This window comes from Myxococcus sp. CA040A (genome assembly GCF_013336725.1).
In the GTDB taxonomy this organism is placed as follows: Bacteria; Myxococcota; Myxococcia; order Myxococcales; family Myxococcaceae; genus Myxococcus; species Myxococcus llanfairpwllgwyngyllgogerychwyrndrobwllllantysiliogogogochensis.
The window spans coordinates 428,152-442,260 of record NZ_JABUMR010000007.1; the positions used below are offsets into that span (position 1 = coordinate 428,152).

Below are 14,109 nucleotides of genomic sequence, written 5' to 3' on the forward strand. Positions count from 1 at the left end.
CCCGCCTGGACTCACCGGCTCAGGGAGGACACCCCCCATCCGGCCGGATGAGCAGGGCATACAGCCGCCGGACCCCGCTGTTGTCCTCGGCGGTGAAGAACGCATGGTCCTGGGAGCGCGTGAAACTCCTCGGGTTGGAGGAGAGCGGCCCGGGCGCGATTTCCGTCAGGGACACCGTGGAGATGCGCACCCCGTCGCCCACCCACGGCTCCGCGCCCCGGTTGCGAATGGACGCGCCGAAGAAGAGCAGGTCCTCGAGCGTCGTCAGCTCGCTCGGAAACGAGCTGCCAGCTCCGGCCTCCAGGTCTCCGAACAGGCGCGTGCGCTGCTCCGTGCCATCGCTGTCCCAGGGCTCCACGCCATAGACTCCGTCATTCGCGGCGAAGAAGAGCTGGTTGCCCAGCACCGCGAAGTGCTCGGGATACGAGCCCTCGGGTCCCGGGCGGATGTCCTCCACCCGCGTGGTGCCCGCGGGGGTGCCGTCGCTGCGCCACAGCTCCATGTCCTCGATGGCCATGTGCGGTGAGGCGCCGAACAGCAACTTCCCGTCCACCCCCGCCAGCTCTCCCACCATCCCGAACTGGCCCAGCATCACCGGCGTCGCGCCCGCGTCCGTCACCATCAACGTCCCGCTCCTGCCGTGGGAGCCGCCGCCTCCGTGCACGCCGCCCTCGACGAAGAACAGCTTGCGGCCCACGGGCGTCAGCGGACTCGGGATGCCCTGGTCGCTCGGCGTGCGGAACACCTCCACCGCGCCGGGGCCGCCCTCCGTGCGCATCAACAACGTGAAGGTGCTGAGCGCCGAGCGCAGGAAATACAGCGCGCCATCTCCTCCCTGGGTGAGCTGGGACGGAGACGAGTCCTCGGTCCCCACCTCCAGGTCCTCCACCATGAAAGTGCCCGCGGACGTGCCGTCGCTGCGCCACAGCTCGCGCCCGTGCACCGGGTCTCCCGCCGTGAAGTAGAGCAGCCCCTTGAACGCGAACAACTCGGTCGGGAACGAGCCCACCGCGCCGGGCCAGATGTCCTTCACGCGTCGGGTGCCGTCAGTGGTGCCATCCGTCGCGAACAACTCGCGCCCCGCCACCGGGTCCGTGGCGGCGAAGAACACCTGCGTCCCCACCCGCGTGAACCACCGGGGGTCCGAACTCGCCGCTCCGACAACGAGGTCCTTCAGCAGTCGGGTCCCCGCTCCCGGCACGCCGTTGCTCACCCACGGCTCGCGACCTCGCACGCCGTCGTCCACGCTGAACACCAGGCCCGTCGGGCCGGGGGCCAGGGGTGGCGAGAACGGTGTCTCCTCCACCGCCGTGACACCCAATGACACGGCGGTCCGCGAGCAGGCCTCCCAGGTGCTCACGAGCGGGGACGTGGCCTCCTTCGCCGGCTCCGACGAGCCCGGAGCGGAGGAACAACTCGCGAGCAGACACACCATCCCCAGGAAACGACGCCGGTACCTCATCGGGACTTCTCCTCCATCCGCGCGAGCCGACCGCGGGCGCCCTGTGAGGACACCGACGTCGAGACCTCCGCGCGAGCGTGAGACGACGCCAATTCGCGCCGCGAGACAACGACCCTCCGGTGGGAGCGCCACGTCGTCCAAGCGGCACTGTTCGAGACGCGAGAACAGCTATGCACTTTGCGCCGCGCCCCTACGTTCTGCCTCCGCCATTGGAAAGAACTCACCCGGAGCGATCATGAAGCCCATCGGCCTCACCCTCCCGCCACGCGCGCATGCGGTCTGGCTCCTCGGCCTCGTGCTGCTGGCGACTTCAGCACGCGCGCAGACCCCCGCGCAGGTCGGTCGCTGGTCCAGTGTCATGAACTGGCCCATCACCGCCACCCACCTCAGTCTGCTTCCCGACGGCAAGGTGATGTTCTTCGGCGAGTTCGAGGAGGGCGACCTGCCTCCCATGCGCTGGGACCCCACCACGGGGGTGCTCTCCACGTTTGCCTCCCCCGGCTACAACATCTTCTGCTCGGGCCACTCCTTCCTCTCGAACGGGAAGATGCTCGTCTCGGGGGGACACATCGCGAGCCACGTGGGGCTCGACGACGCGAGCCTCTTCGACTTCGCCACCAACACCTGGACGCGCCTGCCGGACATGAACAGGGGGCGCTGGTACCCCACCAACACGACCCTTTCCAACGGCGACGTGGTGGTCACCTCCGGAGAGGTCAACGGGCCCGGCGACATCAACCAGATTCCCCAGCGCTTCATCGCGGGCACCAGCACCTGGAGGACGCTGACCGGCGCGCAGAAGAACTTCCCCTACTACCCGAAGATGTTCCTCGCGCCCAACGGACGGCTCTTCTACGCCGGCTCCCTGCGCCTCTCGCTCTGGTTGGACCCCAACGGCAATGGCGCCTGGACCAACGGGCCGCAGAGCCTCTTCGGCGGCCGCAACTACGGCCCCGCCGTGTACATGGATGGCAAGGTGCTCATCATCGGCGGCAGCGAGCCGCCCACCGCCACCGTGGAGCAGATAGACCTCACCGCCGCCACGCCCGCCTGGCAGTACCGGGCCGCGATGAGCATCCGACGACGCCAGCACAACGCGGTGCTCCTGCCGGACGGCACCGTGCTCGTCCTCGGTGGCAGCAGCGGTCCCGGCTTCGACTCGGCCGACTTCCCCGTCTATCACGCGGAGGTCTACAACCCGGCCACCAACACCTGGACCTCGCTGGCGAGCAACGTCCGCTATCGCGGCTATCACTCCACCGCCCTGCTGCTGCCGGACGGGCGCGTGCTGTCCGCGGGAGGACGGCTCGAGCGCACCGCGGAAATCTACTCTCCGCCCTATCTCTTCAAGGGCGCGCGCCCCGTCGTCACCGCGGCCCCCACCACCGCCCTGCCGGCGAGCACCTTCACCATCACCACGCCCGACGCGGCCACCATCTCCCGCGTGTCCCTCATCGCGCTCGGTTCGGTGACGCACACGTTCGACATGAACCAGCGGCTGCTCACGCTCAACTTCACGCGCAACACGGACAGCCTCACCGTCACCGCGCCCGCCAACCGCAACCTCGCGCCGCCCGGCTACTACCAGCTCTTCATCGTGAACAACGCGGGCGTGCCCTCGTATGGCCGCAGGCTGCGCATCCCTCCGCCCTGATTCATGGAAGGATGCACATCGCATGAAGAGCGACTGCCCCATCTGCCCACAACCTGCCCCCACGCTGCGCGTCATCGACCTGCGCGGTGTCTCCGTAGACACCTGCACCCGCTGTCACGGCCACTGGCTGGACGCGGGTGAGTTGGAACGGCTGGCACCGGGATGGAGGACGGAGGCCGTCCTGGCGGCCCTGCCGACGGCGACCCGGCGCTGTCGACACACGCGACACCATGTTTCAGTGACACATGAGCTGTGCGGGCTGTGTGGCGCACCCGCCGCGCGCTGTCCGTCCTGCGCGGAGTTCCTCTCCCAGGTCCGCACGGAGGTGTGCTCCGTCGACCTGTGTGGGAGCTGCCATGGCCTGTGGCTGGATGCGAATGAACTCAAGGCGTTGATCGACTGGCACCAGCGCTCCAAGCGTTCACTCGTGGTGGGCGCGGCGGTGGTGGGCACGGCGGCGGCGGCGGCCGCGGCGGCGGCGTTGTCCCAGGTGACGGCGGGCAGCCCCGAGCGCTCCCGGGCCGCCGAGGTCCTGACGGCCTCACTGGAGCGGGCGGGAGACGCGGCGGACGTGGTGGAAGTCGGAGAGATGCTGGTCGTCACGGTGGAGGCGGCCAGCGAGGGCCTGGGCTCCGCCGCCGGGGCGGCCGTGGAGGGAGCGAACGTGGTGGGAGAAGCGGTGGGTGGGTTGCTGGAGGTGGTGGCGGGGTTGTTCCATTGACCCACCTGCACACGGCTTCTGAATCCCCTATGCTCGTGACAGGCCCGTGAGACCCGCCGGATTGTGACGGGGGGAGTGCCGAAGATGAGCCAAGTGAGCACGAAGAGCATTCCAGCGGATGACCGTCGTCTGTTTCCCCGTCTCCAGGCGCCGCTGTATGCGCGCCCGGCCCGGCTGAAATTCGGCGACAAGCGGCAGGTGCTCGACGCGAGCCTGGGAGGCGTGCGCATCTACTCCGACGAGCAGTACGCCGAGGGCGCCCAGCTCGAGGTGGACCTGTTTCCGGGAGACGGCTCCACGCTGGAATGTCGCGCGCGCGTGGCGTGGCTGCGCAAGCTCCCCAAGGACGCGGTGGCCCGGTTCGAAGTAGGCCTCGCGTTCACGGACGTCTCTCCGGAGACGCTGGAGCGTCTCAAGTCCGTGCTCGTCGCCGAAGAAGACTGAGCCCCTGAAGGCTCACGTCCGTCTGGCGACGTCGTCCCACAGGGCGCGCAGCTCCTGTTCCAGTCCGGGCACGGAGGAGGCGCGCAGGCTGCCTCCGCCGCGAAAGAGCGACAGCCCCTCGAAGAAGGCCATCAACAGGGCCGCGCGTCGCTCCCGTCGGGCGGGCGTGAGGTCGGGCGCGAGCTCGCGCAAAAGCTCGACGATGCCCTCGCGATAGCCCGCGTAGAAGACGCCCAACGCTTCGGCCACCATGGTGTCCCGCGCGGCCAGGGCCCACAGCTCCGCGAAGAGCTGGAAGTGTTGGGGTGACTCCTGGTCCTCCAACAGGGCCTCCAGCGCGTGCCGTGAGCGCTTCACCGGGTCCTGCCCTCCTCCTTCCATGCGCTCGCGCACCCGGCGGATGGCGGTCTCCAGGTAGCGCGCGAGCAGCGCGCGCACCACGTCCTGCTTGGTGGGGAAGTAGTACTGGAGATTGCCCAGGCTCAGGCCCGCGCGCTGGGCCACGCCGCGCAGGCTCAGCCCCGCGTAGCCGTCCTCCACCAGCACCTCCATGGCCGCGTCCAGGATGCTCTCCACGCGCTCGTGGCCCTTGGCATGGACCGCCGTGCCCTCTCGCGGTTTCGCGGAGGGGAGCTTCCCGGGGGACTTGCTCACGCGTGGGGGCATCAGGCCGCCTTCCTCGTCGGCACCTCGGCGGAGGACGCTACCTCATCGAGCCGCACGGTGACGCCGCACGCGCGCAGCGTGGCCAGCATCTGCTCGGGCCTAGGCTCGTGCTCCGGGAACCACACGCCGGAGGACGGAGGAGGCGCGCCATCCAGGCCCAGGAGCCGCTCGACGCCGAGCAGCGCGCCCACGGCCGTCAGGTGTGCCTGACCCTTCGGGTCCACCACCTCGATGCGGGTGCGGCCATGCTCGCCTTCGAGGTCCGCGAGCCACGCGGCCTCGCCGCCCGTGCCACTCGTCGCCAGCAGTGCCCGGCGCAGCGGCGTCAGTCGGGGATGCTGGAGCAGACGCAGAATGCCCAGTCGCTGGAGCACCACCAGCGACCACGTCGCCGAGCCCGAGTCGAACCCCAACCGGGTCGCCACGCCGCGCGCGCCCAGCACCATGGGCAGCGTCGCCTGCTCGGGCGTGTCGAGCCGGAACACCCGCGTGCTCCTTCCATCCGAGAACGTCACGCGCCGCCCGTCCGTCAGGGGCAGCACCTGGCGCTCCTGACCGCGCTCCGTCACGTCGAAGGACAGCCCCAGCCGGTCCATGTACTCCAGGGAGTCCGGCCCCGCCTCGTCCGCGAGCGCGAAGCGGATGCCCACGTCCACGTGCTCCAGCCGCCCCAGGCGTCGCGCGGCCATCGCCACCAGTCGCGGCACCAGCCCCGCCATCCACGCCGAGCCCAGCATCACCGGCCCCCGAGGAGGCGTGCCCGACAGCCGCAGCACCGCGGCTCGCACCCGCGACGTCCACCGGGTGATGTCCAGCACGGGAATGCCGTCGCGCGCCGCCGACATCAGCAGGTGGTCCTCCGGGTCATTGACCAGCGACACCACGGCCCGAGGCTTCACGCCCAGCGCCGCCAGGGGCGAGGGCGCGCGGATATCCAGCGCCACGCCCTCCGCTCCACCCAACTGCGCGGCCAGCTCCCGCGCGGGCTCCAGCCTCCGGCCGGCGATGACGAGCGGCAACCCGGGATGACGCTCCCTCAACAGGCGGGCGAGCCGGGCGCCCACCACTCCGTAGCCCCCCACCAGCACGACACTTCCCTCGGACACCATGGCGACTCCCACGCTCGGGCACGGAGTGTTTCCGCCCCATGGAACTCAATATAGGTCACATGACCTAAATTTCACGACAATCGCCCGGGAGGCCCTTCCGGGGTGCGGAGGGGCTCGAAGCTCGACGCACCCGCGGCGCGACGACACGGCGCAGCCGCTGCTCCCCTTCTTCTCCGGGGGTCTTCGAGCGCGCTCTTGCAGCCGCGAGTCGCGTACGTCTGCGGGCCGGGCGTTGTGCTCCAGCCTCGTTTGGCCCAGGCTGACCGGGTGAGTCTGGCCCCGCGGTCGCCCCTCCCCGAGACACCCCGACGCGCGGGCTTCGCGCACCTCGCCTTCGAGCGCTCGGGCCCACGCACTGTGGTGAGCAAGGCGCTGGCGCACAGCCCGCTGCGCCTGCTTACCCCGCGCAACCACGGCCACGCCGCGTGGGCCTACACCAGCTCGTTCGGGGGTGGCCTCGTGGATGGAGACCACCTCTCGCTCGAGGTGGACGTGGCGCCCGGTGCCACCGCATGGCTGTCTTCCCAGGGAGCCAACCGCGTCTATCGCTCGCCCTCCGGCTGTCGCAGCGACGTGTCCGCCCGCGTGGGTGAGGACGCCCTGCTCGCCTGGGTGCCAGACCCCACCGCGTGTTTCACTGGCGCGCGATACAGCCAGACCCTCGCGTTCCAGCTCGCGCCTGGCGCATCGCTCGTCCTCGCGGACCTCGTCACCTCCGGACGCAGCGCCCGGGGCGAGCGCTGGGCGTTCTCGCACTACGCCTCCACCCTGCGCGTCCACGTGGGCGAGCGCGCGCTCATCGACGAGCGCTGGCTGTTGGACCCCAGCCACGGAACGCTCCCGGAGCGCCTGGGCCGCTTCGAGGCCATGGCCACCCTCCTCCTCGTCGGCCCCGCGCTGGCCACCGCGCGCGAGGCACTGCACGCCCGAGTCACCGCGCTGCCCGTCACCTCGCGCGCCTCCCTCATCCCCTCCTCCAGCCCGCTGGGCACCCACGGCCTGCTCGTGCGCGCCGCCGCCGTGTCCGTGGAGGAGCTGGTGCGCACCACCCGCGACTGGCTCTCCTTCCTCCCAGCGCTGCTCGGGGACGACCCCTGGGCCCGCCGCGTCTGAGCCCCCTCCCTGGCGACGCCCGACACGTTGCACTACTGTTGACGCGTCAAGTCATGGCGCCCTCGGGCCCCTGGGAGTTGGTCTCGTGCACCTGTCCCCTCGCGACGTCGACAAGCTGTTGCTGCATCAGGCGGGCTTCCTGGCCCAGAAGCGGCTCGCCCGAGGGGTGCGGCTGAGCTACCCGGAGGCTGTCGCCCTCATCGCCACGCAGTTGCTAGAGTTCATCCGTGACGGCCGCAGCGTCGCCGAGCTGATGGACCTGGGGCGGCGATTCCTGGGGCGCGCGCAGGTGATGGAGGGCGTGCCGGAGATGCTCGCGGAGGTGCAGGTGGAGGGCACCTTCCCGGACGGCTCCAAGCTGGTGACGGTGCACCACCCGGTGGTGGCCGAGCATGGGGATTTGGAGCTGGCGCTGTATGGCAGCTTCCTCCCCGTGCCGTCGCTGGAGCGCTTCAGCGCGCCGGTGTCCGCGTCGGATGGAGTGCCCGGTGAGGTGCGCGTGCTGCCCGGCGACATCGAACTCAACGCGGGCCGCGACACCATCTCCCTCACCGTGACGCACCTGGGGGACCGCCCCATCCAGGTGGGCAGCCACTACCCCTTCTTCGAGACGAACCGCGCGCTCGCCTTCGACCGCGAGAAGGCCTACGGCCGGCGCCTGGACATCCCCGCGGGCACGGCGGTGCGCTTCGAGCCGGGTGAGCGCAAGACGGTGCAGTTGGTGGCCATCGCGGGCGAGCAGGTGGTGCGCGGCGGCAACGCGTTGGGCAGCGGCAAGGTGTCCGCCGAGAATCGCGAGCGCGGAATGGAAGCGGTCCGTGCGCAAGGCTTCGGCCATGAAGAGGAGCGCGAATGAGTCGGAAGATGGACCGGCGCCACTACGCGGACATGTTCGGGCCCACCACCGGGGACAAGGTGCGGCTGGGCGACACGGGGCTGTGGGCGGAGGTTGAGCGTGACGCCACCGTCTACGGAGACGAGTGCAAGTTCGGCGGAGGCAAGGTGCTGCGCGAGGGCATGGGCCAGCGCGCGGGGGCCGGTGACGCGGACGCGCTGGACATGGTCCTGACCAACGCGCTCATCCTCGACTGGACGGGCATCTACAAGGCGGACATCGGAATCAAGGCGGGCCGCATCGTCGGCATCGGCAAGGCGGGCAACCCGGACATCATGGCCGGGGTGACGCCGGGCATGGTTGTGGGCGTCACCACCGAGGCCATCTCCGCGGAGGGGCACCTCGTCACGGCGGGCGGGCTGGACACGCATATCCACTTCATCTGCCCGCAGCAGGCGGACGAGGCGCTCGCCAGCGGCATCACCACATGGGTGGGCGGAGGCACGGGCCCCGCGACGGGGACGAAGGCGACCACGTGTACGCCAGGCATCTGGAATCTCCAGCGGATGCTCCAGGCCACGGACACGATTCCGCTCAACATCGGCCTCACGGGCAAGGGCAACACGTCCATGCCGGAGGGTCTGGTCGACCAGATTCGCGCGGGCGCCATCGGCCTGAAGCTGCACGAGGACTGGGGCACCACGCCCGCGGCCATCGACACGTGCCTCACCGTGGCCGAGGACGAGGACATCCAGGTCACCATCCACACGGACACGCTCAACGAGTCGGGCTACGTGGATGACTCGCTCGCGGCAATCAAAGGCCGCACCATCCACACGTACCACTCGGAGGGCGCGGGTGGCGGCCATGCGCCGGACATCATCCGTGTGTGCGGTGTGGACAACGTGTTGCCCTCGTCCACGAACCCCACGCGGCCGTACACGGTGAACACGCTGGACGAGCACCTCGACATGCTCATGGTCTGCCATCACCTGGACCGTGAGATTCCCGAGGACGTGGCCTTCGCCGAGAGCCGAATCCGGGGCGAGACGATTGCCGCCGAGGACATCCTTCATGACCTGGGCGCCATCAGCATCATGTCCTCGGACAGCCAGGCCATGGGGCGCGTGGGCGAGGTCATCTGTCGCACGTGGCAGACGGCGCACAAGATGCGCGAGCAGCGGGGGCGGCTGAGTCAGGAAGCCGGCGACAACGACAACCTGCGCATCCGGCGGTACGTGGCGAAGTACACCATCAACCCCGCCATCGCCCATGGGCTGTCGCACGAGGTGGGCTCGGTGGAGGTGGGCAAGCTCGCGGACCTGGTGCTGTGGCGGCCGGCCTTCTTCGGCATCCGTCCGGAGCTGGTCATCAAGGGCGGCTTCATCGCCTGGGGACAGATGGGAGACGCGAACGCCTCCATCCCCACGCCGCAGCCGTACCTGATGCGGCCCATGTTCGGGGCGCGAGGTCGCGCGCTCGGGGCCACCAGCGTGGTGTTCGTCTCGCCGCGTGCGTTGGCGGAGGGGACGACGCGTGAGCTGGGGTTGATGAAGCGGGTGGTCGCGGTGAAGCGGTGTCGGGGTTTGAGCAAGCGGGACATGCGGCTCAACGACGCGCTGCCGGTCATCACGGTGGACCCGGAGACGTACGAGGTGCGGGCGGACGGAGAGCTGTTGCGGTGTGAGGCCGCGGTGAAGCTGCCGCTGGCGCAGCGCTACTCGCTGTTCTGACCGGGAGCCGCGCGCCATGGGCTCTTCCTGGAAGGTGCTTCAGCTCGCGGACTCGGGGTTTCCCACGGGGGGCTTCGCGCACTCGGGGGGACTGGAGGCGGCGGTGCAGGCGGGCGAGGTGCGTGGGGCGCCGGAGCTGCGCCGCTTCGCGCGGGAGCTGCTGTGGCAGGCGGGATACGGGGCGCTGCCGTTGTTGAGCGCGGCGCATCGCGAGCCGTCGCGACTGCCGGAGCTGGATGCGCGCACGGAGGCGTTCCTCACGAGCCATGTGGCGCACCGGGCGAGCCGCACGCAGGGGCGAGCATTCCTGGACACGTGCGCGCGCATCTTCCCGGGGCCGGTGGGGCCGCTGCGCGAGGCAGCGCGGGCGGCGGGGCTGGGCTTCCACCATGCGCCGGTGTTCGGTGCGGTGTTGAACGTGTTGGAGGTGGAGCTGTCGGAGGCGCAGCGGCTGCATCTGTCGCTGACGTTGAGAGGCACGCTGTCCGCGGCGGTGCGACTGGGCATCATCGGCACGCACGAGTCGCACCAGCTCCAGCATCAGGCGACGTCATTGTTGGACACGGTGTTGGAGCGATGCGCGGGGCTGGGGTTGGAGGAGCTGGCGCAGCCCTCACCGCTGTTGGACTTGCTGGGTTCCACGCACGACCGGCTCTATTCGAGACTCTTCCTGTCCTGAGGTGAAGCGCACATGCACGACGATGACCACCGCGGCCATGGCCATGACGACGAGCACGACCACACGCATGAGGAGTGGGACCATCCGGGCCACTTCGAGGAGCGGGAGGAGCCGAAGAAGCGTGACTACCAGTCGCGGGCCTTCACCATCGGAATCGGTGGGCCGGTGGGGAGCGGGAAGACAGCGCTGGTGCTGGCGCTGTGCCGCAGGCTGCGCGAGCGCTACCGGCTGGGCGTGGTGACGAATGACATCTTCACGAAGGAGGACGCGGAGTTCCTGGTCCGCAACCACGCGCTGTCTCCGGAGCGAATCAAGGCGGTGGAGACGGGAGGGTGTCCGCACGCGGCGATTCGCGAGGACATCAGCCACAACCTGCTGGCGCTGGAGCAGTTGATGGAGGAGCTGACGCCGGAGCTGCTGATTGTGGAGAGCGGTGGCGACAACCTGGCGGCGCAGTACAGCCGGGAGCTGGCGGACTACACGGTGTATGTCATTGACGTGGCGGGCGGGGACAAGGTGCCGCGCAAGGGTGGGCCGGGAATCACCCAGTCGGACCTGCTCATCATCAACAAGACGGACCTGGCGCCGCACGTGGGCGCGGACCTGGGTGTGATGGAGCGTGACGCGAAGAAGATGCGCGGCAGCGGGCCGTTCGTCTTCACTCAAGTCACGAAGGACGTGGGCCTGGACGAAGTCATCGAGCACCTGCTCACGGCGTGGAAGCAGCGAACAGGCGCCCGCGCATCCTGACCTCCCCGCGGTCTCCAACAGTGCCTCCCACTGTCATTGATTGGGAGGCGCTGTCGCTGCGACTCACATCAGGGTGTCGCCATCCACTTGGAGAATCACCGGACGATTCTCACGGTCCGCGGGGTCATAGGCCACATCCAACACCGTGCCGGCCACCAGCCGGAGGATGAGCTCACGCCCGTGCACCAAACGCACCTGCTCCACGAGCCAGTCCTTGCCCGGCTCCCCTTCGTGCATCAGGAGCCGCAGGTGCATGGTGGCCTCGTCGCCCGCGAACATGGAATCGTATGTGACTTCGCGCAACGTGGCCTTCACCCGTCGGCCATGGGTGAGGATCCAGTTCCGCCTGTGGCGCTGCTGCCGGACCTTTCTGATGGCCAGCGCCCCAACAGCGATGACCAGCAAACTCGAGCCGGCCCAGGCCCACGGATGAGGATGATCAAACATGGCGCCCCTTCGAATGATGCGCCAGGGATACTCCCACCCACGCCATCAACGCCGCCAGGACAAAGCGCCGCGCGTGGTGACTCGGCCCGCTGGGCGACCCATTTCATGCGGAAACCCCAAGGACGATGGGTCCCCATGACGCGCGACCTGGGCCATATCGGTCCCAGCAGGCCACCTCGTTCCGGACCTCACACCCATGACCTCTCCTTCGCCTCTCGTTCACCTCGCGCGATGTGCCCTGCTCGGAACGCTGCTCTTGCTCACGGCCTGTGGCGACGAGGAGGACCCGTCCCCCGGTGACGCTGACGACGCGGGAACAGACGCAGGGAGCGATGGTGGGATGGATGCGGGGGGCGACGCCGGAACCGATGCGGGCCCTCCCATCGAGGTGCCCTCGATTCCCGCGCAGACGGTGACGCTGGGCGGGCAGTCCTACGTTGCCTACCAACGCGCCGGAGACACATTCCGCATCGTCTGCCAGGCCCCCTGCCCCATCGAGGAGCCGTACATCTTCGCCCGCTACGAGGGCTTCCGCGCGGTGAAGGACGACCTGCTGTCGCTTACGGGCGTCGACGTAGTGCCGAAGATGACGCCGGTGGATATCCACCTCGCCTCGGACAGCGTGTGCGGGAGTCCAGGGAACCGCGCGGGCGCGGCGTTCATGAACACCACCCCGGAGGGCCCCGGGCCCGGGTCGAACGTCTGCCTCTGGGAGCTGGAGGCTTCACACGTGCAGCCACCCAGCGTCCCGCGTCCTTTGACGGTGGAGAACGCGCTGGCCCGCGAGAACCAGGTGCTGGTGGCACACGAGTACGCGCACGTCGTGTTCTTCCTGCGCCATGAGCTCTCGCACGAATGGTTCGTGCGCGCGATCTCCTACCGCGTCGGAGGAGAAGCGCGGAGCCTATGTGATGCGACGAACGAGCTGTTCGCGCCCACGGCCTGGAACCTGTGCCAGCAGCATGGGCTCGACTATCCGCAGCTCGCGGAGAGCGTGCGACGAATCGACACGCTGTGGTCGAGCGGACAAGGCGTGGAAGTGCTTTACCCGGGCGTTCCGCTCGCCACGTCCATGTACCAGTACCACCGCATCCTGGACGGGCTCGCGGGCGAGGACACCTTCACCGGCCTGTCGGACGCGGGCGAGCTGCGTCCGAATCAGTGCGGTGACTCCGCGCGCTTCACACCGGCAGGGGGAATCGTCTCCATGTACGGAGGGCGGGTTCGCTGGGAGCTTCCATCAGGGGCCGTGGCCTCGGAGCTTCAAGTCGAGCCTGGAAGCTGGCGCTCGGGCATGGTGGTGCCCTCCGGATGGTCGACGTTCGCTGGGGCGCACAACTACTCCTTCATGCCGGGCGAGCAGTCGCTCCAGAAGCCGGTCCGACTGACCGTGCGCTACGAGCCGAGCCTCATGCCCGCTGGCGCTTCCGAGGCTTCCCTCACGCTCTACTGGAAGCCCGACACGAGCTTCGCGCAAGAGGTCCCTGGCGCACAGGTGGACACGGTGGCTCATACCGTGAGCGGCAGCGTGTCGCGGTTGGGTCGCTACATCGTCGCGCCGCGCTGACTTGAAGTTCGGGTGTTACGCTCCCGGGCATCATGTCTTCGACCACGACGGGCTTCTGGGGCCCGAGCACTTCGACGGTGGACTGGTGCGAGACGAACTACCAGCACCTGTTCCACATCGGAGAGCTGTTCAACTCGGCGTCCAGTCTCATCCTGGTCCTCACGGGCGTGCTGGGCGTCGTGCTGCACCGACGCGTGTTGGAGCGGCGGTTCCTCCTCGCCTTCGCGTTGCTCGCGTTGGTGGGCGTGGGCAGCACGGCGTTCCACATGACGCTGCGCCGCGAGCACCAGATGCTGGACGAATTGCCGATGCTCTATCTGGCCATCGTCATCGTCTACATCCTGCTGGAGGACCGGCCGGAGCGACGGTTCGGGAGTTGGTTCCCGTGGGCGCTGTTCGGCCACGCGGTGCTCGTGACGTACCTGACGGCGTTCACCCGGGGCGCGGTGCAGTTCTTCCTCTTCCAGGTGAGCTTCGCGTCGCTGGAGTTCTTCGCGCTGGGCCGGACGTACTTCCTCCAGCGGCGCAGTCCCGACGCAGGCACGAAGCGGCTGTTCCAGCTCGGCATCGGGGCCTATGCGCTCGCGATTGTGTTGTGGGTGAGCGACATCCAGTTCTGCCCCACGCTCAACGAGACGCTCCCGGCGCGAGGCATCCCCAATCCCCAGTTCCACGCGTGGTGGCACGTGCTCGTGGCCTTCGGGTTCAACGCGCTCCTGCTCGTCATCGCGCGGGAGCGGTTGAGGACGCTGGGGAAGGAGTCCCAGCTTCGGGCCGTGCTCGGAGTGATTCCGCGAGTGCTGTTGCCCTCGCGGCTCGGGGAGCAGGTGACACCGCCCTCGTCACGGGACGGAGCAAATCCCACCTGACGAAAAGGAGCGCGCCTTGAGTGAGGTCGCGGTAGCACGCGCACCGCATCGCGACCCCGC

14 protein-coding genes are annotated in these 14,109 nt (G+C 69.1%); 10 read left to right on the forward strand and 4 right to left on the reverse strand.

Annotated features, from left to right (window positions below):
* Positions 1–19: 19 nt before the first annotated feature.
* On the reverse strand, positions 20–1,462 hold the full coding sequence (locus tag HUA75_RS31740) for an ELWxxDGT repeat protein (protein WP_174488519.1): 1,443 nt from the start codon (positions 1,460–1,462) through the stop codon (positions 20–22).
* A gap of 235 nt (positions 1,463–1,697) precedes the next feature.
* Here HUA75_RS31740 and HUA75_RS31745 point away from each other — a divergent pair, with 235 nt between their 5' ends.
* From HUA75_RS31745 to HUA75_RS31755, 3 genes are all read left to right on the forward strand, one after another.
* Positions 1,698–3,116, forward strand: coding sequence for a galactose oxidase-like domain-containing protein (locus tag HUA75_RS31745; protein WP_174488520.1), 1,419 nt, complete (start codon positions 1,698–1,700; stop codon positions 3,114–3,116).
* A 22-nt stretch (positions 3,117–3,138) separates the two neighbouring features.
* The gene (locus tag HUA75_RS31750; protein ID WP_174488521.1) at positions 3,139–3,837 is read left to right on the forward strand and encodes a zf-TFIIB domain-containing protein; all 699 of its coding nucleotides are present in this window, start codon (positions 3,139–3,141) and stop codon (positions 3,835–3,837) included.
* An 84-nt stretch (positions 3,838–3,921) separates the two neighbouring features.
* The gene (locus tag HUA75_RS31755) at positions 3,922–4,281 is read left to right on the forward strand and encodes a PilZ domain-containing protein (RefSeq protein WP_141640994.1); all 360 of its coding nucleotides are present in this window, start codon (positions 3,922–3,924) and stop codon (positions 4,279–4,281) included.
* 12 nt (positions 4,282–4,293) lie between these two features.
* Here HUA75_RS31755 and HUA75_RS31760 read toward each other — a convergent pair whose 3' ends face one another.
* Positions 4,294–4,947, reverse strand: coding sequence for a TetR/AcrR family transcriptional regulator (locus HUA75_RS31760; protein WP_141640995.1), 654 nt, complete (start codon positions 4,945–4,947; stop codon positions 4,294–4,296).
* Positions 4,947–6,056, reverse strand: coding sequence for a saccharopine dehydrogenase (locus tag HUA75_RS31765; RefSeq protein WP_141640996.1), 1,110 nt, complete (start codon positions 6,054–6,056; stop codon positions 4,947–4,949). The genes HUA75_RS31760 and HUA75_RS31765 overlap by 1 nt, the downstream gene beginning before the upstream one ends.
* Positions 6,057–6,323: 267 nt before the next feature.
* Between HUA75_RS31765 and HUA75_RS31770 the strand changes: the two genes are divergently transcribed.
* The 5 genes from HUA75_RS31770 (at position 6,324) to ureG (ending at position 11,166) form a co-directional block, all read left to right on the forward strand.
* The gene (locus HUA75_RS31770; RefSeq protein ID WP_371746236.1) at positions 6,324–7,169 is read left to right on the forward strand and encodes an urease accessory protein UreD; all 846 of its coding nucleotides are present in this window, start codon (positions 6,324–6,326) and stop codon (positions 7,167–7,169) included.
* Between the two features lie 85 nt (positions 7,170–7,254).
* Positions 7,255–8,025, forward strand: coding sequence for an urease subunit gamma (ureA, locus tag HUA75_RS31775; protein ID WP_174459867.1), 771 nt, complete (start codon positions 7,255–7,257; stop codon positions 8,023–8,025).
* Positions 8,022–9,737 (forward strand): urease subunit alpha, encoded by a 1,716-nt coding sequence (gene ureC, locus HUA75_RS31780; protein ID WP_174488522.1) that lies wholly within the window; start codon positions 8,022–8,024, stop codon positions 9,735–9,737. Before ureA ends, ureC begins: the two co-directional genes overlap by 4 nt.
* Before the next feature lie 16 nt (positions 9,738–9,753).
* Positions 9,754–10,416, forward strand: coding sequence for an urease accessory protein UreF (locus tag HUA75_RS31785; RefSeq protein ID WP_141640999.1), 663 nt, complete (start codon positions 9,754–9,756; stop codon positions 10,414–10,416).
* A 12-nt stretch (positions 10,417–10,428) separates the two neighbouring features.
* Positions 10,429–11,166: an urease accessory protein UreG gene (gene ureG, locus HUA75_RS31790; protein ID WP_141641000.1), complete on the forward strand. Its 738-nt coding sequence runs from the start codon at positions 10,429–10,431 to the stop codon at positions 11,164–11,166.
* Positions 11,167–11,229: 63 nt separating this feature from the next.
* Here the strand turns inward: ureG and HUA75_RS31795 are convergent, their stop codons facing one another.
* On the reverse strand, positions 11,230–11,421 hold the full coding sequence (locus tag HUA75_RS31795) for a hypothetical protein (RefSeq protein ID WP_217446353.1): 192 nt from the start codon (positions 11,419–11,421) through the stop codon (positions 11,230–11,232).
* A 388-nt stretch (positions 11,422–11,809) separates the two neighbouring features.
* Here HUA75_RS31795 and HUA75_RS31800 point away from each other — a divergent pair, with 388 nt between their 5' ends.
* Positions 11,810–13,180: a hypothetical protein gene (locus tag HUA75_RS31800; protein ID WP_174488524.1), complete on the forward strand. Its 1,371-nt coding sequence runs from the start codon at positions 11,810–11,812 to the stop codon at positions 13,178–13,180.
* Positions 13,181–13,212: 32 nt separating this feature from the next.
* Positions 13,213–14,049, forward strand: a complete 837-nt coding sequence (locus HUA75_RS31805; RefSeq protein WP_141641003.1) for a ceramidase — start codon at positions 13,213–13,215, stop codon at positions 14,047–14,049.
* The last annotated feature ends 60 nt before the right edge of the window (positions 14,050–14,109 follow it).